Below are 23170 nucleotides of genomic sequence, written 5' to 3' on the forward strand. Positions count from 1 at the left end.
GGGCGCGGCCGCCGCCGCCGCCGCGGGCAACTCGTGGGCGGCGGCGTGCCTGGCGAGGGCCGACGGCCGGCTGCGCGGCGACGAGGACGCACTGGCCGCGGCCGTCGGCGGCTGGGAGCGCATCGGCGCGCGCCTCGAGCGCGCCCGCACCCTCATGTTCCTGCCCACCCGCGCCGCGGAGGGCCGCGCCGAGCCGGCCGCGCTCGGAGTCCACGTGGCGGCCCCGTAGCGCACCGGTGGCCACCACGGATGCCCAATAGCGCCCGTCGGGGGCAGGCTCCCCTCAGCCGAGAGGGAGGAAACAGACGTGGACTGGACGCTGGAAGTGGTGCCCGTCCCGGTGACCGACGTGGACCGCGCGATCGCGTTCTACGCCGGGCAGTTGGGCTTCGCGCTCGACCTTGACACGACCCTGGACGAGCGCACGCGGTTCGCGCAGCTGACGCCGCCGGGGTCGGGCTGCTCGATCATGGTGTCCACGGGGATGGTCGACATGGCGCCTGGAGCGCAGCGCGGGCTGCAGCTCGTGGTGGCCGACGTGCGTGCGGCGCACCGGATGCTGGTCGAGGCGGGTGTGGAGAACAGCGGCGTCACCGTGGCCGGCCGCGAGGGCTCCCGGCCGGCCACCGACGGCGACGCGCTGGACAACGTCGGGTTCGTGCGGTTCAGCGACCCGGACGGCAACGAGTGGGCCGTGCAGCAGATCAGCGCCCGCGGCGCCGGCCCGGGAACCGTGACGCACGACCTCTCCGTCACCCGGCTCCTCGACGCCCCGCCGGAGCAGGCGTGGCTGGCGTGGAGCGACGGTGACCACGTCAGACGCTGGTGGGGGCCGGTCGGCTTCACCTCACCGAGCGCCGAGATGGACTTCCGGGTGGGCGGCACGTCGCTGGTCTGCATGCGCGCGCCCGCGGAGTACGGGGGCCAGGACATGTACAACTCATGGACCTACCGCGAGATCACCCCGCCCGAGCGGATCGAGTTCGTGCTCCACTTCGTCGACGCCGACGGCAAGCCGCTCGACGAGTCCTCGATCCCGCCGGGGGTGCCGCGGGAGGTGCGGCACGTGGTCACGCTCCGCCCGGCGGACAGCGGTCGCACCGAGCTGACCGTGAGCGAGTTCGGTTACGGCACTGCGGAAGCGCGGGACATCTCGCGGGCCGGGCTGGAGCAGTGCCTCGACAAGATGGAGACGGTCTTCCGCCGGTGACCGCCCGGCCGCAGGCCCCACGCCCCCGCGGGATATCGTCTACGCGTGAGCGTGCTGCAGACGATCCTCATCTACGTGGTGCCGGCGGTGGGGCTGTACCTACTGATCGCGCTGCTGGTCGTCGCTCCGCGGATGGCTCGCAGGCCCCGGTACCGGGTCGGCCAGCCGTGGCCGCACGAGCCGATGTGGTGGACGGCCAACCCGCAGGGCGCGCAGCTGCCGTCCGTCGAGGGCCTCGTGGTGACCGGCGAGCGTGGAGGTGCCCGTGGCAACTGGTGAAGGTCACCCCGGGAGCACCACCGACCACGGCGGCACCGGCACGTCCGTAGCGCACCCGCAGAGCGAGGAGCTGCCCGTCGGGGCCGTCGTCACCTCCTCCGGCCGGATCTCGGTTGCGGAGGTGTTCCAGGAGCCGTCCCGCAGCGAGCACCCGTTCACGCCCGTGCAGCTCGCCCGGCTCGACGAGGCGCTCACGCTCGCCAGCCGGGAGACCGGGCTGCTGTTCAGCGTCTACCTCGGCGACCTCGGCGAGGACCCGCAGAAGCGGGCCGTCGAGCTCCAGGACCAGCTGGACGGTTCCGTGGAGGCGGTGCTCGTCGCGGTTGACCCCGAGCAACGGCATGTGGAGGTCGTCACAGGCCCCGAGGCCCGCCTGCGGCTCCCCGACCGCGGCGCGAAGCTGGCCGTCATGAGCATGGTCGCCTCCTTCAAGGAGGGTGACCTGCTCGGTGGGCTGCTCAGCGGCCTGCGGATGCTTGCTGACCAGGCGGGCGGCCGGCGCCGCACGCGCTGACCCACCCTCTCCTGACCGAAAGGTCGGGATGCACGCCCCTGATTCGTCGTCGGGCGTTACGTTCCGATGATCCCTTTCGACGTATCGTGCACCGGTCAACGCCCAGATCGCCCGTTCGGCGAACGTCCGTAACCTCCGTGCTTCAGCGGAGTTAGTGATGGTCGTTCCGTCGAGGCCGACGCATACTGGGCTACGCGGCCACGGACGACGAAGGGCAGGGCCCACCATGGATGACTTGGCAAGGGACCGCGCAGCACAGCGCGGCGGCCGTCGACCAGGGACCGGTTCGTCCGTTCTCACCCCGCCCGTCGGCATCCCTGCCGTCCCCGACGGGGCTGTTCCCGCCCAGCGCGCGGCCCCGGTCAGCCCGAACACGCCGCCGAAGCGGCCCGCGGTCGTCGACCCCTGCACCTGTGGCCACCCGAAGGCCGCCCACGACCACTACCGGGCGGGCACGGATTGCGGCGTCTGCGGAGCCACTGCCTGCGCGAAGTTCCGGTCGGTGAAGCGCAAGGGGATCGTGCGACGGCTCCTTCGCCGGAGCTGATCGGCAGCCGACAGAATCCGAGTGTTTCGCAAGGTCCGCCGGAGGAACCCTGTACCGATCTCCTCGTCACATGCGAGCTGGTTGAGTAATAGGCCCGGTCTGCGCCGTTGTCGCTGTTTCGCGACGCCCCTCGGTGCCAGGGACTGATGAAGGGCGGGAGCATGGGCGAATCGGCATCGAGGCCGAGTGGCGCCGGGCACGGCCGACTACACGGGGCGGACGCGCCCGAAGTCGCGCTCAGTTCGCCAGAGGACGCTCCCGCAGTTCCCGATCCCCGCGCGGCCATCCCGGCCCAGCGCGCTGACTCCCCGCCTAACTCCTCGCTTGACTCCCCGCCTGACTCCCCGCAGGCGCCGCGCACCATCGTGGACCCCTGCGTCTGCGGGCACGCCAAGGAAGCGCACGAGCACTACCGGCAGGGCTCAGACTGTGGAGCGTGTGGGGCCACCGCGTGCGCCGCGTTCCGGCCTGCGCGGCCGTGCCCGCCGGATGCTGAGCCGCGTCCCTCTGTCCGGCTGAGCGGTCACTCCGCCACCTGAGAGGCCGCGCCCGTCGTTCTCAGGTTCCCTGCCCGGGTCGAGTCCCCTGCGTGAGCGCCCGGCGGACCCGCTGAACGGGTGATATGGCCGTCGACCCGCGCTCTGCCGATGCGGCGAACCGTTCGCCGGTTATCCGGCGGTTGTAGCGCCCGGATCGTTATCCACTTCGACGTGCCGCGCTCGAACGCCCACGTCGCCGGGGGCATTTTCACCCCAAAAGAGGCAATCCGCCTTCCTTCGGGTGGAGATCGGCGAGCATCGCCGGGCGCGGCCAGAGAGGCGCGACCGAGCGGGTGAAGGGGCCCCGACTCGGAAACAAACAGCTATTGCCCTCCGATTACCAGGGTTCCGAGACCGCCACGGCGGCGGCCGCGCAGCCAGGAGGAATCAATGACGCGGATGGACCATCCCGGCGCCGCCGACAGGCCGCGCGTTGCCGGGACGGTGCCCAGGTCCCGCACGGCCGCGCTCGGCGCGGGTCGGGACTGGCGGGCTGGCGGTGCAACCCCCCAGCTCATCCCGGCAGCGATCGGCCAGACGTCGGGGAGCGCATCCGCGACCCTGGCGGGCGGCTTGCCAACGCCCACCGGCGAGGCCACCCTGTCTCCCCGTCGGGCGCCCGGCACCGCACGAGGCATCCGGGGATCACGGGTTTCGCTGTCCGCACGAACCCGGCGGATGTTCCTTCACGAATCTCGGACATTGCAGGAAGTCGCCGATTTCCGGGCAAGGAGTTCATGTGTTGGGAAAAGCTGTCGAGGTCGTAACCGCCGATCTTTCTGAAACCTCGACAATTAACGGCAGGCCCGCGCCTGCGCCGACCGACACCGAAAGGATTTTCGCGGAGGTATTTGCAGGCCTCATGGATGTCGAGCGGGTCTCGATCGACGATCATTTCTTCGATGATCTGGGTGCTGATTCGATGGTGCTGGCCCAGTTCTGTGCGCGGGTGCGGAAGCGGGCGGATCTGCCGTCGGTGTCGATGAAGGACGTGTACCAGCATCCGACGATCAGAAGCCTGGCGACCGCGCTTTCGCCCGCAGTTCCGGTCATTGCGCCGGCGCCGATCGAGGAGCGCCTCGCCGAGGTTCTGGCGAGTGTCGTGGGTGTCGAGCGGGTGTCGGTGGAGAGTCATTTCTTCGATGATCTGGGTGCTGATTCGATGGTGATGGCCCAGTTCTGTGCGCGGGCGCGGAAGCGGGCGGATCTGCCGTCGGTGTCGATGAAGGACGTGTACCAGCACCCGACGGTCAGGAGTCTGGCCAGTGCGCTTGCGCCGGCGCTTCCGGTCGGTGGGCCTGCCGCGGTCGAGGAGAGCCTGGCCGAGGTTCTGGTGGGTGTCGTGGGTGTCGAGCGGGTGTCGGTGGAGAGTCATTTCTTCGATGATCTGGGTGCTGATTCGATGGTGATGGCCCAGTTCTGTGCGCGGGTGCGGAAGCGGGCGGATCTGCCGTCGGTGTCGATGAAGGACGTGTACCAGCATCCGACGATCAGAAGCCTGGCGACGGCGTACACGGACGTCACGTCGGCGCCCGTCGAGTCGTCGGTCCCGGCGCCGACCGAGACGTACCCGCCGACTACCGACGTGACGAAACGAGCCAGCACGAGGCAGTTCGTCCTGTGCGGAGCGCTGCAGGCCCTGATCTTCCTCGGATACACCTACCTCGCCGCACTCATCTTCGAACGGGCCTTCATCTGGATCTCTCTCGGCGGGAGTCTGATCGATGACTACCTTCGGGCGGTGTCGGCCGGTGCGGCGGTCTTCGTCGTGGCGTCCGTGCTTCCGATCCTGGTGAAATGGGTGCTCATCGGTCGATGGACGCACCAGGAGATCCCTATCTGGAGCCTGGCCTACGTCCGCTTCTGGTTGGTCAAGACGATGACCGCGGCGAACCCGTTGGTTCTGTTCGCCGGTTCGCCGATCTACATGCTGTACCTGAGGGCACTGGGCGCGAAGGTCGGACGTGGCGCGGTGATCTTCTCCCGGCATGTGCCCGTGTGCACCGACCTGTTCACGATCGGCGCCGGGGCGGTCGTCCGCAAGGACGCGTATCTCAACTGCTACCGGGCCCGTGGCGGCCTGATCCAGACGGGCACGGTCACCCTCGGCAATGACGTCTTCGTGGGAGAGAAGGCGGTGCTCGACATCGAGACCTCGCTTGGCGATGGAGCCCAACTCGGCCATGCCTCGTCGCTGCACGCGGGGCAGACCGTGCCGGCGGGCGAACGCTGGCACGGGTCTCCGGGCGAGCGGACCGTCGCGGACTACCGAGGCGTTGAACAGTCCCACATCAGCACCAGGCGCAGGGTCTCCTATTCCGCCCTGGAGCTCATGAACCTGCTGTTCGTGGTCCTGCCGGTGACGTTCGGCCTCGTGGCCACGCTGTTCGGCGAGATCCCGTGGCTCGCAGCGCTCCTGCAGCAGGGACCGGCAGCCTTCACGAGTTGGTCGTTCTTCGTCTCCGCGCTGGCGTTCTCCGTGGTGCTGTTCTTCGGCTCCAAGCTCGTCGCCCTTCTCCTCGTGTTCACCCTCCCTCGCGCGCTCAACCTCATGCTCAAGCCGGACCGGACCTACCAGCTGTACGGCTTCCACTACTCGGTCCACCGGACCATCTCGCGGCTGACCAACCGGAAGTTCTTCCACGAGCTCCTCGGCGACAGCTCCTATATTGTTCATTATCTGCGAGGCCTCGGGTACCGCCTGTCTCCCGTCGTCCAGACCGGGTCGAACTTCGGCATGGAGGTGAAGCACGAAAACCCCTACCTGAGTTCTGTCGGCAGCGGAACCCAGATCGCCGCCGCGCTGACGTTCATCAATACGGACTACTCGAGTACGTCCTTCCGCCTGTCCCGGGCGTCGATCGGGCCGAACAACTTTCTCGGGAACGAGATCGTCTATCCCCCACAGGGGAGGACGGGTGACAACTGCCTCCTGGCGACGAAGGTGCTGGTCCCGATCGACGGGGAGGTCCGGGAGGGTGTCGGGCTCCTCGGGTCGCCCAGCTTCCGGATCCCGCGCTCGGTGGAGCGGGACAGCCGGTTCGCCGAGGTAGCACGCGGGGACGACTTCCCGCGCCGCCTCGCTGCCAAGGACAGGTACAACCGTGCGACGATCCGGTGGGTCCTGCTGGCGAGGTGGTTCTACTACTTCGTGCTCACGCTGATCACCTTCATCGCGGCGGATCTTTACGACTCATTGGGTGCGTGGACGATCGCGCTGGCCAACGTCCTCATCCTCGTTTTCAGCGTCGTCTACCTCGCAATGCTGGAGCGTGCCTCAACGGGATTCCGGGGCGCGCGACCGATGTACTGCTCGATCTATGAGATCGACTTCTGGCGGACGGAACGCTTCTTCAAGTTCTGTGCCCGGATCGGACTGCACCGGATCTTCAACGGCACGCCGTTCAAGGCCGTGCTCTGGCGGCTGGTGGGCGTCCGGGTCGGGAAGCGGCTCTTCGATGACGGGGCCACGTTGGCCGAGAAGAACATCGTGTCGATCGGCGACGACGTCACCCTCAACGCCAACACAGGCCTGCAGTGCCACTCGCAGGAGGACTACGCCTACAAGTGCGATGGCATCACGGTCGGTTCCGGCTGCACCGTCGGGGTCGGCGCGATGGTCCATTACGGCGTAACGATGGGCGACGGGGCGGTGCTCGCGGCCGATTCCTTCCTCATGAAGGGCGAGGAGATGCCGCCGCACGCCCACTGGGGTGGGAATCCGGCGCGCGAGATGCCCGACCTGCTGGATGCGAAGCGGACAGCCCCGCGCGACGCGGCGCCGGTGGTCCAGCGGCCGGTCATCGAGCGGCCGGTGGTCGACAGGCCGGCCCGGCGGCACCGGGCCGCGGTGCCGGCCACCGGCGTGCTCGTCGCGCTGGTCGCCGTGGCCGGCTTTGGAGTCGCCAACTGGAGCGGCTTGTCGTCCCTGGCGCCGGCCCCGCAGGCGTCCGGTCCGGCCCCCGCTGCCCCCTTGGCGCTTCCGGCGCCGCCCGCGCCGAACCCAGCGCCCCTTCCGGTCGCGGCGCCGGTCCCGGCGACCCTGCGGTGGTTCGAGGTCACCGACGTGCCCCTCCTCGACGCGGGCCTGCGCGCAGGCAGTCGCGGCGATGAGGTCGTCAGCGCCCAGCAGCACCTACAGCGGCTCGGCTACTACGCCGGACCCGCGAACGGGGAGATGGACGGCCCGACCGATGCGGCCGTGCGGCGTTTCCAGGAGGTCGCGGGTGTTACCGGAGACCCGGCCGGCACCGTCGGGCGGGCGACGGCGGTGGCGCTGCTCGCAGGCGGCGATCGGCCGGTGCTTCGCGTCGGCGCACACGGCGAGCACGTGAGCCGGCTGCAGCACGCCCTGGCCGTGGCTCTCAACCGGCCCCTGCCGGCCACCGGCGACTTCCTGTCGATGACCCAGCGGGCGGTGCGCGACTTCCAGGCCTCGCGAGGGCTGCCGATCGACGGGACGGTCGCCGTGGCCACGTGGACCGCGCTGCAGCAGGGCCGATGACGGCCCCGTGATCGAGGAGGAACGACGGAGATGACGACAGCAGCGGCGACCGGGGGCTTCACCGCGATCCCGCGGTGGACCCTCGACCCGGTCCCCGGCGTTGCCGAGCACGACACGGCGATCCCGGCTGACCTCCTGGCCGCGGTGGACCGCGTCGCGGACGAGTTGGCCGTCCCGTCCGGCACGGTGCTGCTGGCTGCGCACGCCAGAGTGCTCGCCGCGCTGTCCGGCGAGCGTGAGGTCGTGACGGGCTACGTCACGACGGCGGGCGGCCGCGCGTTGCCCTGCCGGCTGACGACCGAATCCGGCTCGTGGCGGGCGCTGGTGAAGGACACGTTTCGGGCCGACTCGGATCGCTGGCGCGAGCCGGGCCTGGCCGGACCGGCGTTCGAGACCGTGTTCGATCCGACGGGCGACGGCGGCGAGCTCGCCGAGGACACGGTGCTGTCGGTCGGGTTCCCACCGGCGCACGACGGCCGGCCCGTGCTGCGGCTGCGGTACCGGAGCGACGCGCTCGACGCCGACAGCGCCGCCAGGATCGCTGGTTACCACCTCACCGCGCTCGCGCTGATCGCCACGGACCCGGACGCGGAGCACACGCGGCAGAGCCTGCTCTCCGCCGAGGAGTTGCAGTTCCAGCGCGACGGGCTCGCAGGACCTCGCCGGGAGCTGCCCCACCGCCGGATGCACGAGCTGTTCGAGGAGCGGGTGGAGGCACATCCGGACGCCGTCGCGGCCGTGCACGGCGATCGGCAGTGGACCTACCGCGAGCTCAACGCCCGGGCCAACCGGCTGAGCCGTGCCCTCCGCGCGCGGGGACTGCCGCGGGAGGGTGTCGTGGCGGTGGTGATGGAGCGCAACCTCGACTGGATGGCCGCCGTCCTCGCGATCTTCAAGGCGGGCGGTGTGTACCTGCCGCTCGAACCGCACTTCCCGGCCGGTCGCATCGCGAAGGCACTCTCCCGCTCCGGCTGCGATCTCGTGCTGACCGAGCGCGGCAGCACCACCACCCTCGACGAGGCCCTCGAATCCCTGCCGGAGCTGCGGACGCTCGTCGTCGACGCGGCCTACGCCGAGGACCACACCGACCGGAACCTCGGCGTCGACGTCGGGCCCGACCAGCTCGCGTACATGCTCTTCACCTCGGGCTCCACCGGCGAACCCAAGGGTGCGATGTGCGAGCACGCGGGGATGCTCAACCACATCTACGCCAAGCTCATCGACCTCGAGGTCGGTGAGGGCGAGGTGATCCCCCAGACCGGGCCCCAGTGCTTCGACATCTCGGTGTGGCAGCTGGTCGGTGCGCTCCTGGTGGGCGGCCGGACCCTGGTGGTGGACCAGGAGGTGATCCTCGACGTCGAGCGGTTCGTCGACACGATCGTCGAGAACCGGGCCTCCGTGCTCCAGGTCGTGCCGTCGTACCTCGACGTCGTCGTCTCCTACCTGGAGCAGCACCCCCGCGAGCTGCCGGACCTGCACACCGTGTCGCCGACAGGGGACTTCCTGAAGAAGGAGCTCGTCGAGCGCTGGTTCGCCGTGCAGCCGGACATCAAGCTGGTCAACACCTATGGGCTGACCGAGACCTCGGACGACGCCGTGCACGAGGTCATGGACCGCGTCCCGGACGCGGACCGGGTCCCGCTCGGCCGTCCCATCATCAACACGCACGTCTACGTCGTGGACGAGCACCTCTCACCGGTGCCGCTCGGCGCACCCGGCCTGATCGTCTTCTCCGGCGTCTGCGTCGGCCGCGGGTACGTCAACGACCCCGAACGCACCCGCCAGCTCTTCGCGGCCGACCCGCTCCGGGAGGGCGAGCGGATCTGCCGCACCGGCGACTACGGCCGCTGGCAGCCGGACGGCAAGCTGGACTTCCTCGGCCGCCGGGACAACCAGGTCAAGATCCGCGGTTTCCGGATCGAGATCGGCGAGGTCGAGAACGCCCTGCTGCGGGTGCCGGGTGTCCGCGACGGTGCCGCGGTGGTCGCGGAAGGAGCCGACCAGGTCAAGCGTCTGGTGGCCTTCTACTCCGGCCCGCGCCCGCTCGAGGCCGGCGTTCTGCGGGACCGGCTGGCCGAGCGACTGCCCGAGTACATGGTCCCGTCGGCGTTCCACTGGCAGGAGAGCCTGCCGCTGACCGCCAACGGCAAGATCGACAGGACGACGCTCACGGCGCGCGCCACCGACCTCGACGCCGTCGAGGAGGACTACCGGGCGCCGGCCACGCCGACCGAGCGGCGGCTGGCGGCCGCGTGGGCGACGGTGCTCGGCGTCCCGGAGGACCAGATCGGCAGGCTGGACCACTTCTTCGACCGGGGCGGCACCTCGCTGGCGGCCGTGAAGCTGGCGATCACCCTGAAGCGCGCGGTGTCCCTCACGGACATCACCCGCCACCCGGTTCTGGCCGATCTCGCCCAGATGGTCGACGGCAGGTCGGAGCGGCGCTCCGGGCTGCTTCAGGCGCTGTCCGAACCCGCCGGGCCCGGTGTCGGGGCCCTGGTGTGCTTCCCCTACGCGGGCGGCAACGCGGTCAACTTCCAGCCGATGGCGGGCGCGCTGCGAGACAGCGGGCTGGCGGTCTACGCCGTCGAGCTGCCCGGCCACGACCTGGCCGCGGATCCCGAGCCCTTCGTGCCGATGGCGGCCGTGGTGGAGCAGGTCGCCGCCGAGATCGGCCGGCGGGGCCTGACCAGGGTCCTGCTGTGGGGCCACTCGTTAGGCACCGCCTTCGCCGTGGAGGCGGCCAGGAAGCTGCAGGAGCGTGGGGTGGACGTCCAGCGGGTGTTCCTCGCCGCGCAGCTGCTCGGTGACGCTACCGACCGGCGGGACGCCATCACCGCGCTGGCCAGGCGGAGCGACGCCGAGATCGCCGCGGGGCTGAGCGTGGACGGCGGCTTCACGGAGCTCGGAGAGCTGGACGCGCAGCGCGCCGCGCACGTAGGCGCCGCGTTCCGGCACGACTCCGTGTGCGCACACCGCTACTTCGCCGACGCACTGGACGCTCCGCCGGTGGTGAAGCTGTCCGCGCCGGTCACCGTGGTCGTCGCCGCCGACGACCCCCTGACAACGGAGTTCCCGCGCCGCTACCGCGAGTGGCAGCTCCTCGCCGATCACGTCGACATGCACGAGCTCGCCGACGGCGGCCACTACTTCCTGCGCAGCAGGCCGGCCGGGGCGGCGCACGCCGTGCTGCAGGCCGCCGAACTGCTGACTTCGTCCTGAGTAAGGAACTGGAGGAACAACGAGATGTCGTCCTCATTCCTGACATCGCCGTTCGGCGTCGACCTGCGACCCGGCGCACCTCCCATGCTGCGGGCCGAGGCCGCCGGCGGTGCGCTGAGCTGGGCGGCGGAGCACCGGGAGAGACTGCGGGCCGTGGTCGCCGAGCACGGTTCGGTGCTCGTCCGCGGTCTCGGGTTGCGGGACGCGGCCGAGGCCGGGGCCGTGTTCCAGCGGCTGGCCAACGGGCTCATGGCCGAGAAGGAGGCTTTCGCTTCCCGGCGGACGTACGCCGACGGCGTGTACTCCTCGTCGAAGTGGCCGCCGAACCAGCCGATGTGCATGCACCACGAGCTCAGCTACACACTCGAGTTCCCCGGCCTGATGCTGTTCGCGTGCCTGAGCGCCCCCACAGAGGGCGGGGCGACCGGCGTGGCCGACTCGGCGACCGTGCTCGACGCGCTGCCTCCTGCCCTGGTCGACCGGTTCGAGCGGGAGGGTTGGCTGCTCACCCGCAGCTACAACGACGAGATCGGGGCGTCGTTCGCGGAGGCGTTCGGCACGGAGGACCGGGGCGCCGTCGAGAGCTACTGCCGGGCCAATGCGATCGGGTTCGAGTGGCAACCCGACGGCGGGCTGCGCACCCGGCAGCACCGCAGCGCCGTCGTGCGCCACCCGGTCACGGGCCGGCGCTGCTGGTTCAACCAGATCGCGTTCCTCAACGAGTGGACGATGGCTCCCGAGGTGCGCGAGTACCTGGTGGACGTCTACGGGGCCGACGGGTTGCCGTTCAACACCCGATTCGGTGGCGGCGACCCGATCGGCGAGGACATCGTGCAGTTGCTCAACGCTGTCTACGACGCCAACACCGGGCGCGAGCCGTGGCAGGCAGGCGACCTGATGCTCGTCGACAACGTGCGCACCGCGCACAGCAGGGAGGCCTACGCGGGACAGCGCGAGGTGCTCGTCGCGATGGCCGACGCGGTGCGCCTGGCCGACTGCTCGCCGACGGTGGAGGTAAGCGCCCGATGACCACGATCCCGATCACCGAGTCGATCACCGAGTCGACCACTGTGCCGACGTTCGCGGTGATCTCCGGTGCCCAGGTCCGCCGTGTGCTGCAGGGACGCGAGAAGCAGATCGTCGAGGTCGTCGAGGCCACCTACCGGCTGCATGGAGCAGGCGATTCGGTGAACCCGCCGTCGTACTTCCTGCGCTTTCCCGACCGCCCGTCCGCGCGGATCATCGCGCTGCCCGCCTCGATCGGCGGGCAGGTGCGGGTGGACGGTCTGAAATGGATCTCCAGCTTCCCGGAGAACGTGGCGGCCGGGATCCCGAGAGCCTCGGCCGTGCTGATCCTCAACGACCACGACACCGGCTACCCGTTCGCCTGCCTGGAGAGCTCGATCATCAGCGCCACCAGGACTGCCGCGTCGGCGGCGCTGGCGGCCAACAGGCTCACCCGCGGCCGGACGCGTCCGACCAGGGTCGGGTTCGTCGGGACGGGCCTGATCGCCCGCTACATCCACACTTTCCTGGCGGGCACCGGGTGGTCGTTCGACGAGATCGGGGTGCACGACCTGTCAGCGGACAGCGCGGCCGGGTTCCGCGGCTATCTGGAGGAGGCGGACCCGCCCGGCCGGATCACCGTTCACGGGGACGCCGAGCAGCTGATCCGCTCCAGCGACCTGGTGGTCTTCGCCACCGTCGCCGCGCAGCCGCACGTCAGCGATCTGACATGGTTCGCACACAACCCTTTGGTGCTGCACGTGTCACTGCGCGACCTCGCGCCGGAGATCCTGCTCGCCTCGACCAACATCGTCGACGACGTCGACCACTGCCTCAAGGCCGACACATCACCGCACCTCGCCGAGCAGCTCACCGGAAACCGGGACTTCCTGCACGGCACGTTGGACGACGTGATGGCCGGGCAGGTGACGGTGCCGGCGGGCCGGCCGGTGGTGTTCTCACCTTTCGGCCTCGGCGTGCTCGATCTCGCCGTCGCCAAATTCGTATACGACGAGGTGAACCGCTCGGGCGATCTGCACATCGTCGACGACTTCTTCCACGAAATGCGCCGGTACGGATGAGCGGCAGAATGCTATGCTGCAATTGAGGAGGCCATCGTGCCAATTATATCCGTCCCTCATGTCTTCAACGAAGACGAGCTGTACGTCGACCTTCGGATGATCTTCGGGCAGTCGTTGTTCTTGAAGTGTGAGGGCTTCAACTTCGCTGGCTCGATCAAACTGAAGGCCGCAACCGAGATGGTGGAGTCCGCCGAGCGCGACGGAGTCCTGACGCCAGGGTCCGTCCTGGTCGAATCCTCGTCCGGCAACCTGGGCGTGGCGCTGAGCATGCTCGCGGCGAGCAAGGGCTACCGATTCATCTGCGTGACCGACTCCCGCTGCAACCTCTCCACGAGGCGGCTGATGGAGGCATTGGGCAGCCAGGTGCACATCATCACCGAGCCCGATGCGGTCGGCGGTTTCCTCGGCGCCCGGCTCAACTACCTGCGCGCGCTGTGCGCGTCCGACGAGCGGTACGTGTGGCTCAACCAGTACAGCAATCCGAGCAACTGGAAGGCGCACTACCGCAGGACCGGGCCGGCGATCGCACGGCAGTTCCCGAACCTCGACGTGCTGTTCATCGGCGCCGGCACCACCGGAACCCTGATGGGCTGCGCGCGCTACTTTCGCGAGTGGCCCCGGCCGGTGCGGATCATCGCGGTGGACTCGGCCGGGTCGGTGACATTCGGTCATCCGCCGGGCCGCCGGATGATTCCGGGCCTGGGGATGAACATTCGCCCGCCGCTGCTCGACGAGTCGTTCATCGACGACGTGGTGCACGTCGAGGAGGCGGACACCGTCCGGTCGTGCCATCGCCTCGCCAAGAGCGGATTCCTGTTCGGCGGCTCGACCGGCACTGTCGTCAGCGGCGCGATGGACTGGCTGTCGTCGCAGCACGACACGCGCGCGCTCACGTCGGTGGCCATCGCCCCGGACCTGGGGGAGCGCTACCTGGACACGGTCTACCAGTCCAACTGGCTGCAGGACCTCTACGGCGAGGACGTGCTCAGCCCCAACGGACTGGAGGCCGGCGCGCGGACGGGTTGACGCAGGCTCTGCACACACATACGCGTCCACCTGCTCGTCCCTGGGCCGTGAGATGTGCAGGAGAGCTGTTCGATCTTGTCTGAGTCACTCTCATGTCCATCTCACGGCGACACCCTGTGCGTATGTGTGTGCAGAGCCTGGTGCTTGCCTCAGCTCACCGCCAGCGCTTGCTCCACCTCGTCGAGCTTCTCGACGACCGCCACCCGGCTCGGGTCGGCCGGCGGCCCCGCAGCCTTGACCTCCCGGCCGGTCACCAGCAGCACCACCGTCTCCGACCGGTCCGTCAGGCCGCTTTCGACGGCGCTCTCCAGCCCTGCCAGTGCCGCAGCGCCTGCGGGTTCCGCACCCACGCCCGCCCGGCCGGCGAGTGTTGCCACAGCGTTCAGCAGCGCACTGTCGCTCACCGCCACCATCGCCCCGCCACTGCGGCCCACCGCGTCCAGCACGGCGTCGCCGATGGCCGGGCGCAACACCGCGATGCCGTCGGCGACCGTGCCCGCAGGATCCAGCTCCGCCGGACCCGCGGGCGCACCGAGCCACGCCTTTACCAACGGCTGGCACCTCTCGGCCTGCACCCCGATGAGGCGCGGCTGCCGCTCGGCCAGGCCGCAGCTGACGAGTTCGGCGAAGCCCTTGTCGAGTGCCACCAGCGTGGGGCCATCCCCGACCGGGACGATCATCGCGTCGGGGATCCGGCGGCCGAGCTGTTCCCACACCTCGAACGCGACCGTCTTCTTCGCCTCGATGGTGAGTGGGTTGGCGCCGGTGTTGCGGTCGAGCCAGCCGAACTCCCGCGCGGCGGCCCTGGAGAGGTCGACGGCAGCCGCGTAGCCGGCGGGCACCTGGAAGACCCGCGCACCGGCCTCCGTCATGAGCGCGAGCTTCTCCGGCTGGCAGCCGGTGGACACGAAGATGACGGCCCGCAGCCCCGCTGCGGCGGCACCGAACGAGGTGGCCACAGCCGCGTTGCCGGTGGAGGCGGTCGTGATCGTGTCCAGCCCGCGCCGCAGCCCGTCCTCGATCACCAGCGCGGTGGCCCGGTCCTTGTTGGACGCGCTCGGGTTGCGCGTCTCGTCCTTGATCCACAGCTGCGGGATGCCCGCGGCCTGTCTGAGGGCAGGCGCGGGCAGCAGCGGCGTGCCGCCGATCGGCAGTGGGTACCGCACCGGGCCGTCGGGTACCGGTAGCAGGTCCCGGTAGCGCCACATGGTGAACGAACCCGGCCGGTCGCCCGCCACCAGCGCGGGGTCGTAGTCGTACTGCAGCCACTCGCAACCCGCGCGGTCGATCGACCCGGTCACGCTTCCCATCTCGCAACAGCCCTTTCGTCCATCGCGGATCCGGAACACCGCCTACGACTTGTCGAACTCCCGCGCCCCCAGCGCCCGGACGATCCCGGCGCGACCCTCGGACACCAGCCGCCGCAGGGCGGGCGGGTGGCTCTCGTCGGCGAGCCAGGCGTCGGCGGCGTCGACCGTGGACTTGTCCACCGCCCACGACGGGAAGAGCCCGACGACCACCGACTGCGCCCGCTCGCTCGTGCGCCGCGACCACACCTCGGCGACCTCGGCGAAGTAGCGCTCGACGTAGCCGCCGAGCAGGTGGCGCTGGGCGGGGTGACCGAACCCGCTGATGACCGCTTCCTGCACCGCGTTGGGGATCTCGTCGTCGTGCACGGCCCGCTGCCAGGCTCGCTCCTTCGCCTCGGCCGTGGGCACCAGCGCCCGCGCCCGCTCGGCCTGCCGCTGGCCGGTGGAGGTGGGGTCCCGCTGGAGCTCCTCCTCGATCTCGGCGTCGCCGGCAGCGCCGTGCGCGACGAGAGCGTGCAGCAGCCGCCACCGCAGGTCGGTGTCGACGGTGAGGCCCTCGGGCACGTCGACGTCGAGTAGCCAGCCGCGCATCCGGTCCAGGACCTTCTGCGGCAGCACGCTCGCGGCGAGCGCGTTGACGCCGGCGAGCTGCGCGTCGGAGCCCGCGGGGGAGGTGTCGACGTAGAACCGGAGCGCGTCGACGAGCAGCGGCCAGCCGCGCTCGGCCGCCCACGCCTCGTCGGCGTAGGACGCGACGGCGGTCTGCGCCTGCTGCAGCAGCCGCTGCACGACGCCGATCTCGGACTCTGCTGCGAACCCGCCCGCGACGAGGGTGGTGAAGTCACGCGCCTTGAGCTCGGCCTCGCGTGTCATCTCCCAGGCCGCCGACCAGCAGAGAGTGCGCGGCAGCGGCTCGGCGATGTCGCCGATGCGGTCCACGAGCGTGGCGAGCGAGTCGGGGTCCAGCCGCAGCGCGCAGTAGGTCAGGTCGTCGTCGTTGACCAGCACCAGCTTGCCGCGGGGCACGCCCTTCAGCTCGGGCACCTCGGTGCGCTCGCCGCTGACGTCCACCTCGACCCGGTGGGTGCGCACGAGCTTGCCCCCGGTGCCGCCGTCCTCGTCCTCGGCGTCGTTGTAGACGCCGACGGCGATGCGGTGGGTACGAAGCTCACCCGCGCCGGGGCGCGCGGGACCCTGCACGACCTCGAAGTGGGTGAACCGGCCGTCCGCGTCCACCTCGAACGACGGGCGCAGCAGGTTGAGCCCGGTGGTGCGCAGCCACTGCGCGCCCCAGTCGGAAAGGTCACGACCGGAGGCCGCCTCGAGCGCGCCGAGCAGGTCGGCGAACGTGGCGTTGCCCCACGCGTGCGCGGAGAAGTAGCTGCGCAGCCCGGCGAGGAACGGATCCAGGCCCACGTACGCGACGAGCTGCTTGAGCACCGACGCGCCCTTGGCGTAGGTGATGCCGTCGAAGTTGACCTCGACGGCCTGCAGGTCCGGGATGTCGGCCGCCACCGGGTGCGTGGAGGGCAGCTGATCCTGCCGGTACGCCCACGACTTCTCGACGTTCGCGAACGTCGTCCAGGCCTCCGTGTACTCGGTGGCCTCGGCCTGGCACAGCACTGACGCCCAGGTGGCGAACGACTCGTTCAGCCACAGGTCGTCCCACCAGCGCATGGTGACGAGGTCGCCGAACCACATGTGCGCCATCTCGTGCAGCACGGTCTCGGCGCGGCGCTCGTAGAGGAAGCGTGTGACGCGGGAGCGGAAGACGTAGTCCTCCAGGAACGTCACCGCGCCCGCGTTCTCCATGGCGCCCGCGTTGAACTCGGGGACGAAGAGCTGGTCGTACTTCGCGAACGGGTACCGCACGCCGAAGTTGCGGTGGTAGAAGTCGAAGCCCTGCTTGGTCTCGGTGAAGAGCCGCTCGGCGTCCATGTGCGGGGCGAGGGACGCGCGGCAGTAGATGCCGAGTGGGATCGACCCCTCCGCGTCGCGGTGCTCGTCGCGCCACTCGCCGTAGGGGCCCGCGATCAGCGCCACAACGTACGTGGACATGATCTCGGACGTCGCGAATCGGTGTACGGCGGCGCCGCCTTCGCCCTCGCCGGTCTCGGCGATGACCGAGTTGGAGACGACCTTCCAGTCCGTGGGCGCGGTGACCGTCAGCGTGTAGCGGGCCTTGAGGTCGGGCTGGTCGAAGCAGGCGAACATGCGCTTCGCGTCGGCCGTCTCGAACTGCGAGTACAGGTACACGGCCCCGTCAACGGGGTCGACGAAGCGGTGCAGCCCCTCGCCGGTGTTCATGTACCGGCCCGTCGCGACGACCCGCAGCTCGTTCTCCGCGGCGAGGCCGGGGAGCGCGATGCCGTCCTCCTCGCGGTAGCCGCTGACGTCGAGCGGCCGGCCGTTCAGCGTGGCCGAGGCGACCTCGGCACCCACGAAGTCGATCCAGCTGTCGGCCCCGGGCTCGGCGCAGCGGAAGCGGACGGTGGAGGTGGTGGCGAAGGTGCTCTCGCCGGGCTTGCCACCGCCGTCGGTCAGGTCGAGCTCGACCACGTAGTCGACGACGTCGAGCAGCGCGGCGCGCCGTTCGGCGTCGGTGCGGGTGAGGTTGGGCGGGGCCATGCTTTGCTCGCGACTCCTACGTGTCGGGTGGGCGTCGAGTGCGTGGACGCCCGGGGTCCTGGATGCCGATCCAACCACGTGACGAGCGGTGGTGCCCCTGCGATCGCGACCGCCGGGGAATGCCGGCCGGGCAGGCGGGGTTGGCCAAATGGATGAGTGTCGAAGCGTTATCGATGGGAGAACCTGTGACGAGCCCCGAGACCGCCCGCGTCGACTTCTGGTTCGACCCCCTGTGCCCGTGGGCGTGGATCACATCCCGCTGGATGCTCGAGGTGCGTGCAGTGCGCGACGTCGAGATCAACTGGCACGTGATGAGCCTCGCGGTCCTCAACGAGGGACGGGACCTGCCGGAGAACTACCGCGAGGTGATGGAACGCGCGTGGGGCCCGGTGCGCGTCGCCATCGCCGCTGCCCGAGCCCACGGCCCCGAGGTGCTGGAACCGCTCTACACGGCGCTCGGCACCCGGATCCACAACCAGGGCAACAAGGACTTCGAAGTGGTGATCAAGGAGGCGCTCGCCGAGCTGGACCTCCCCGCCTCCCTCGCCGACGCGGCCACGAGCACGGAGTTCGACGCAGAGCTGCGCGAGAGCCACAAGCGCGGCATGGAGCCGGTGGGGCTCGACGTCGGCACCCCCACCATCCACATCGACGGGGTGGCGTTCTTCGGGCCGGTGCTCTCCCGCATCCCTCGTGGTGAGGAGGCCGGCCGCGTGTTCGACGGCGCCCGGCTCCTCGCCGGCTTCCCGCACTTCTTCGAGCTCAAGCGCACCCGCACGGAGTCCCCCGAGTTCGACTGACCGGCTCCCCTCCGGCACAACGCCGTACCCTGCAGCGCCGTACCATGCAGCGCCGTACCCTGCAGCAGAGCCACGTTCGTGCAACCCGCTTGCACCAGCGTGGCTCTGCTGCAATCAGGGCACCAGACCGTCACTGGCGCGAGATCACCGCGTCGCGCAGGACACCGGTCTCCATCTCCATCTCGCGCACGCGGTTCTTCACCAGGTCGCCGATGCTCACCATCCCGACGAGCCTGCCCTCCGACAACACCGGGAGGTGCCGGTAGCGACCGGCAGTCATCCGGGCCATCGCGTGGGCCACGGTCTCGTCGGGCTCGCAGGTCTCGACGTACTTCGTCATCACCTCGCTGACCGGCATCGGGAGCAGCGCGGCACCGTGGCGCCGCAGCGCGCGGACGATGTCGCGCTCGGACGCGATGCCCTTGATCACCTTGTTCTCGTCGCAGACGAGTACCGCTCCGACTCCGACCTTGCCGAGCCTCTCGACGACCTCGGCGACCGTGTGCCACGGCAGCACCGAATGCACGGTATGTCCCTTGGTGTCGAGAATCGCGGCGATCTTCATCTCTCCCCCTTTTGTTCGGCTGCGGTGCCCCCATGGTGCTCCTGTTGGAGCCCGTCCGCGCCCATCAAGTCGCTGTGATCACCGGAACGGCGCACCACTCGTGAGGTATGTCGAGTTTGGTGCGCCGAACGGCTTGCGGACGGTAACGATCGTGAACGTTCGACGGCCCCGATCGGGGCCTTCCCTGCACTGATCAATCCGGTCCTGACCTGCGACGGAACCGACCGATGCAGCATTGGGGCGATCATTTTGTCGCTGTCGGTTTGTCCGTTCCGGCCCGTGTTGACCCCGCCTCTGCCTAACGTGCGGATGCCCCCAGCGGCGGCCCCGCGAGTGGTCGTTGCGCCTGCCGACATCCGCCCTCGCGGGTGGGTCCGAGGTGGTCCGTGCCCCGACCGTTCCGCTCCGGTACCGGCCTCCAGCCGGTGCTCGCCGCGACCACTGTCGCCGTCGTTCTCGGCGGTCTGCTGGTCGCGTCCGTCGGCGCGGCCGAGCCGGCCGCGCGCGCCGAGGTCCGGGGCTGCGACGGTTACGTCACGGGCGCGTCGAACCGGGTCCGGATCGATGCGTCAGGGGTGGTGACCGGCGGTCTGATCGGGGCCGAACGGGGCGCGTGCCCGGAGCAGGGCGGCGCGGTCACGGCGGCGATCCGCGTCGATGGCCGCTCGTTCACGCGGGCGGGCGAGCCGTTCTTCTGGCTCGGTGACACGGCGTGGAGCCTGTTCGTCAACCTCACACGCGCGGAGACCGAGGAGTACCTGGAGGCCAGGGCTGTCCAGGGCTTCACGGTGATCCAGGCCGTCGCGATCTTCCCCCAGGCCGGCGGGCCGGGCCCCAACCAGTACGGCGACTCGCCTTACGGCTCCGGCCTCGGCGACCTGTCCGTGACCGAGGGCGCCACCACCGACCACGAGGAGCAGTACGACTACTGGGACCACGTCGACTTCGCAGTGGACCAGGCCGCCGAGCGCGGGCTCGTGATGGCGATCCTGCCCGTGTGGGCCGACACGCAGGTCGGCAGCCTGGTCACCCACGACAACGCGGCCGGGTACGGGGAGTTCCTCGGGCAGCGCTACGGCAGCGCGCCCAACGTCGTCTGGGTGCTGGGCGGGGACGCCCCCGCCGGCGGCGCCGAAGGCGTCTGGAGCGCGCTCGCCGACGGCATCCGGGCGGGCGGCGGCAACCAGCTCATGACCTACCACCCCCGCGGCGACCAGACATCCGTCACATGGTTCGAGGGCGCCGACCGGATGGGGTTCCACATGTTCCAGGGCGGGCACTGCCTGCGCTACGACGTGCGCGCGGAGCTGGTGGCGACGACCTATGCGGCAGGCCTGCCGTTCGTCGACGGAGAGCCGATCTACGAGGACCACCCGTACTGCTGGCGCCCCGAGGACGGCTTCTCCGCGGCGATCGACGTGCGCCGCGACGCCTACTGGTCCGTGCTGGGCGGGGCGGCCGGGCACACGTACGGCCACCACGCGGTATGGCAGTTCCTCGCCGACGGGCGCAGGGCGCAACTGGGGGCGCGCGGTGACTGGACGGACGCGCTCGCGTTCCCCGCCGCTGCGCAGATGCAGAATCTCCGCGCGCTGATCGAGTCGCGGCCGCGCGTCGAGCCCGCCGACGTCGTCGCGGACGCCGGCAGCGGAGCGGAGCGGATTTAGGCGGCCGTCGCGGCGGACGGGTCCACACTCATGGCCTACACGCCCGCGGGCCACGACGTGGCGGTCGACCTCGGCGCGCTGGCGGGCGGCTCCGCGCAGCCGTGGTGGTTCGACCCCCGCACCGGCGAGGCCAACCGGCTCGACGCCGTCGAGGGTGGGGGCACGGTCGCCTTCACCCCGCCCGCCACCGACGGCGACGAGGCCGACTGGGTGCTCGTCGTGGACGACGCCGGGGCCGGCCTGGGCGCGCCGGGCACGAGCCGCGGGAGTGGGCCCGAGCGTGGGCCTGGGACCGCTCCCGAGACCGGCGCGTCCGGTCAGGACCTCGACGACCCGGCAGCGGAGGTCGCCCCCGGTTCCGCCGACGGCGGGCCTGCCGCTCCGCGGCCTGCTGCGGGAGGAGCAGATCGCCGTGGCGGCCCGGGTGCGTGACGACCGGGGCGGCTACGGCTCGTGGCCCGCGTGCGCGAGCCGCCTCGGCCTGCCGCGATGGAGCCGGTGGAGCTGGTGGAGCTGGTGGAGCTGGTGACCAGCAGGTAGGAGCGCCCTGGACGGCTCAGCCACACTGCCGCCTGGACGCCGCTCGCGACGGGCGGAGCTGTTCAGCACCCTCGGCCGCCCTGGTTCAGCGGGACCTCAGCGTCCGTCGATACCCTTACGGGCGATGAGTCCGCCACCCGAGTCCCCTATCCGCGTTGGCGGCCGCTACCGGCTCGACGAACGGATCGGTGCCGGCGCCATGGGCGCGGTGTGGCGGGCCACCGACGAACTCCTCAACCGCACGGTGGCAGTGAAGGAGCTGCTGGCCGCGGCCGCGCCGCCCACTGCGGCGGGCGGTGACGCGCTGGAGGAGTCGCGTCAGCGCATCCTGCGCGAGGGCCGGATCGGGGCCCGGCTCCAGCACGCGCACGTCATCAGCATGTTCGACGTGGTCGTGTACGAGGACCGGCCGTGGCTGGTGATGGAGTACCTGCCCTCCCAGTCGCTCGCGCAGGTGCTCGGGGAGAAGGGACCGCTCCCGCTGCGCCAGGTGGCCGACATCGGCCGCCAGGTGGCCGACGGGCTCATTGCGGCACACCTCGCCGGGGTGGTGCACCGCGACGTGAAGCCGGGCAACGTCCTGATCGCCGAGGACGGGCTGGTCAAGCTCACCGACTTCGGCGTCTCGCGTGCCGTCGACGACGTGCAGCTCACCCGAACCGGGCTCATCGCGGGCACGCCGGCGTTCCTCTCGCCCGAGGTGGCCCGCGGCCAGGACCCGACGGCCGCGTCGGACGTCTTCGCACTCGGCGCCACGCTCTACGCGGCGGTCGAGGGCACCCCGCCGTTCGGGCTCAACGACAACGCGTACGCGCTGCTGCACAAGGTGGCGATGGGCGAGGTCCGGCCGCCCGAGCAGGACGGGCCGGTCATGGACGTGATCATGCGGCTGCTGAGCCGCGAGCCGGAGGGCCGCCCGTCGGCTACCCAGGCTCGGGACGCCCTGGCGGCGGCCGCCGTCGGCCGGGACCACGGCCTGACCGGCGCTTCGGCTCCCACCACCGCCACTGCCACCGCCACTGCCGCGCTCGGGGCCGCGGCCGCACCACGCCCGGCCCCGGCGACCCCGACCGCCGAGCTCCGGCCGGTGTCGGCGCCGCCTCCGCCCCCGCCGCGCAAGCGCAACCTGCGGCCGCTGCTCATCGGGCTCGCGATTGTGCTCCTCGCGGGCATCGGCGCGCTCGCCGCGCTGCTCAACGGCGCCGCTGGTAACGCCGGCAACCAGCCCACCCCGCCCGCCGGGCCGGCTTCCGCCAGCGCCCCGGCGGTGCCTCCGGCGGGTGCGCCGACCACCACACCGGCCCCGTCGTCCACACCGTCACCAACGCCGCGTCCGACGACCACCCCCGCTCCGACCACCACTCCGCCGAGCACGTCCGGGTCGGCGGCGCCCGGGCCCACCGAGTCGACGGCGTTCGTGCAGCACTACTACTCCCTGTTGCCCGGCAACACCGACGCGGCGTGGCAGTTGCTGAGCCCCCAGGCCCAGCAGGCGTCGGGCGGGCAGACCGCGTTCGACAACTTCTACGGGGGTCTGCGGTCGGTGAGCCTCCAGAACGTGCGGTCCACCGGCAACAACACCGTGCAGGCGACAGTCGTCTTCGTGCGCGACGACGGCACGTCGTCCAGCGAGTCCTACACCTTCGTGACGGGCACCGGTTCGGACGGGCAGACGATCATGGAGTCGTTCAGCCGCTAGTGAGTCGCCCCTGACCCGGCGCGTATGTGTGTG

16 protein-coding genes are annotated in these 23170 nt (G+C 70.6%); 13 read left to right on the forward strand and 3 right to left on the reverse strand.

All coding sequences use genetic code 11. The features are described from left to right. The 9 genes from ABD143_RS28165 to sbnA form a co-directional block, all read left to right on the forward strand. On the forward strand, window positions 1–229 hold a 229-nt coding region (locus tag ABD143_RS28165; protein ID WP_343984466.1), incomplete at its 5' end, for a hypothetical protein. Window positions 230–307: 78 nt separating this feature from the next. Further along, window positions 308–1210 (forward strand): SRPBCC domain-containing protein, encoded by a 903-nt coding sequence (locus ABD143_RS28170; RefSeq protein ID WP_343984467.1) that lies wholly within the window; start codon window positions 308–310, stop codon window positions 1208–1210. Window positions 1211–1255: 45 nt separating this feature from the next. Next, window positions 1256–1489, forward strand: a complete 234-nt coding sequence (ctaJ, locus tag ABD143_RS28175) for an aa3-type cytochrome oxidase subunit CtaJ (RefSeq protein WP_343984468.1) — start codon at window positions 1256–1258, stop codon at window positions 1487–1489. Then, window positions 1476–2003, forward strand: coding sequence for a DUF5130 family protein (locus ABD143_RS28180; protein WP_379660005.1), 528 nt, complete (start codon window positions 1476–1478; stop codon window positions 2001–2003). Before ctaJ ends, ABD143_RS28180 begins: the two co-directional genes overlap by 14 nt. Before the next feature lie 1948 nt (window positions 2004–3951). After that, window positions 3952–7593 carry a Pls/PosA family non-ribosomal peptide synthetase gene (locus ABD143_RS28185; RefSeq protein WP_343984469.1) on the forward strand — a complete coding sequence of 1214 codons (3642 nt, stop codon included), beginning with the start codon at window positions 3952–3954 and terminating at the stop codon, window positions 7591–7593. A gap of 30 nt (window positions 7594–7623) precedes the next feature. Next, the gene (locus ABD143_RS28190; protein WP_343984470.1) at window positions 7624–10815 is read left to right on the forward strand and encodes a non-ribosomal peptide synthetase; all 3192 of its coding nucleotides are present in this window, start codon (window positions 7624–7626) and stop codon (window positions 10813–10815) included. 24 nt (window positions 10816–10839) lie between these two features. Beyond that, on the forward strand, window positions 10840–11844 hold the full coding sequence (locus ABD143_RS28195; RefSeq protein WP_343984471.1) for a TauD/TfdA family dioxygenase: 1005 nt from the start codon (window positions 10840–10842) through the stop codon (window positions 11842–11844). Further along, a complete protein-coding gene (gene sbnB, locus ABD143_RS28200; RefSeq protein ID WP_343984472.1) occupies window positions 11841–12902 on the forward strand; it encodes a 2,3-diaminopropionate biosynthesis protein SbnB in 1062 nt (353 codons plus the stop codon). The genes ABD143_RS28195 and sbnB overlap by 4 nt, the downstream gene beginning before the upstream one ends. 36 nt (window positions 12903–12938) lie before the next feature. Beyond that, complete coding sequence (gene sbnA / locus ABD143_RS28205; RefSeq protein ID WP_343984473.1) at window positions 12939–13928, forward strand: 2,3-diaminopropionate biosynthesis protein SbnA; 990 nt, start codon at window positions 12939–12941, stop codon at window positions 13926–13928. 149 nt (window positions 13929–14077) lie between these two features. On the opposite strand, the gene ABD143_RS28210 is transcribed toward sbnA, so the two are convergent. Both ABD143_RS28210 and pepN read right to left on the reverse strand, forming a co-directional pair. Further along, window positions 14078–15229, reverse strand: a complete 1152-nt coding sequence (locus ABD143_RS28210; RefSeq protein WP_343984474.1) for a threonine synthase — start codon at window positions 15227–15229, stop codon at window positions 14078–14080. A gap of 51 nt (window positions 15230–15280) precedes the next feature. Further along, window positions 15281–17866, reverse strand: coding sequence for an aminopeptidase N (pepN, locus tag ABD143_RS28215; RefSeq protein WP_343984475.1), 2586 nt, complete (start codon window positions 17864–17866; stop codon window positions 15281–15283). Window positions 17867–18039: 173 nt separating this feature from the next. Between pepN and ABD143_RS28220 the strand changes: the two genes are divergently transcribed. Then, window positions 18040–18666: a mycothiol-dependent nitroreductase Rv2466c family protein gene (locus tag ABD143_RS28220; RefSeq protein WP_379660006.1), complete on the forward strand. Its 627-nt coding sequence runs from the start codon at window positions 18040–18042 to the stop codon at window positions 18664–18666. Between the two features lie 130 nt (window positions 18667–18796). Here the strand turns inward: ABD143_RS28220 and ABD143_RS28225 are convergent, their stop codons facing one another. Beyond that, window positions 18797–19231, reverse strand: coding sequence for a CBS domain-containing protein (locus ABD143_RS28225; RefSeq protein WP_343984477.1), 435 nt, complete (start codon window positions 19229–19231; stop codon window positions 18797–18799). Between the two features lie 386 nt (window positions 19232–19617). On the opposite strand from ABD143_RS28225, the gene ABD143_RS28230 reads away from it, so the two are divergent. The 3 genes from ABD143_RS28230 to ABD143_RS28240 all read left to right on the forward strand — a co-directional run bounded on the left by ABD143_RS28230 (window position 19618) and on the right by ABD143_RS28240 (window position 23137). After that, the gene (locus tag ABD143_RS28230; protein ID WP_343984478.1) at window positions 19618–20898 is read left to right on the forward strand and encodes a glycoside hydrolase family 140 protein; all 1281 of its coding nucleotides are present in this window, start codon (window positions 19618–19620) and stop codon (window positions 20896–20898) included. A gap of 30 nt (window positions 20899–20928) precedes the next feature. Further along, window positions 20929–21330, forward strand: coding sequence for a putative collagen-binding domain-containing protein (locus ABD143_RS28235; protein WP_343984479.1), 402 nt, complete (start codon window positions 20929–20931; stop codon window positions 21328–21330). Between the two features lie 232 nt (window positions 21331–21562). Then, window positions 21563–23137 (forward strand): serine/threonine-protein kinase, encoded by a 1575-nt coding sequence (locus ABD143_RS28240; protein WP_343984480.1) that lies wholly within the window; start codon window positions 21563–21565, stop codon window positions 23135–23137. The last annotated feature ends 33 nt before the right edge of the window (window positions 23138–23170 follow it).

It is taken from the genome of Pseudonocardia aurantiaca (assembly GCF_039526725.1).
GTDB lineage: Bacteria > Actinomycetota > Actinomycetes > Mycobacteriales > Pseudonocardiaceae > Pseudonocardia > Pseudonocardia aurantiaca.

Bases quoted from the DNA above. Each gene is read 5' to 3' on its own strand.
- ABD143_RS28185 (WP_343984469.1), top strand. From the start codon at position 3,952: ATGGATGTCGAGCGGGTCTCGATCGACGATCATTTCTTCGATGATCTG.
- ABD143_RS28190 (WP_343984470.1), top strand. From the start codon at position 7,624: ATGACGACAGCAGCGGCGACCGGGGGCTTCACCGCGATCCCGCGGTGG.
- ABD143_RS28195 (WP_343984471.1), top strand. From the start codon at position 10,840: ATGTCGTCCTCATTCCTGACATCGCCGTTCGGCGTCGACCTGCGACCC.
- sbnB (WP_343984472.1), top strand. From the start codon at position 11,841: ATGACCACGATCCCGATCACCGAGTCGATCACCGAGTCGACCACTGTG.
- pepN (WP_343984475.1), bottom strand. From the start codon at position 17,866: ATGGCCCCGCCCAACCTCACCCGCACCGACGCCGAACGGCGCGCCGCG.
- ABD143_RS28220 (WP_379660006.1), top strand. From the start codon at position 18,040: ATGGGAGAACCTGTGACGAGCCCCGAGACCGCCCGCGTCGACTTCTGG.
- ABD143_RS28225 (WP_343984477.1), bottom strand. From the start codon at position 19,231: ATGAAGATCGCCGCGATTCTCGACACCAAGGGACATACCGTGCATTCG.
- ABD143_RS28235 (WP_343984479.1), top strand. From the start codon at position 20,929: ATGGCCTACACGCCCGCGGGCCACGACGTGGCGGTCGACCTCGGCGCG.
- ABD143_RS28240 (WP_343984480.1), top strand. From the start codon at position 21,563: ATGAGTCCGCCACCCGAGTCCCCTATCCGCGTTGGCGGCCGCTACCGG.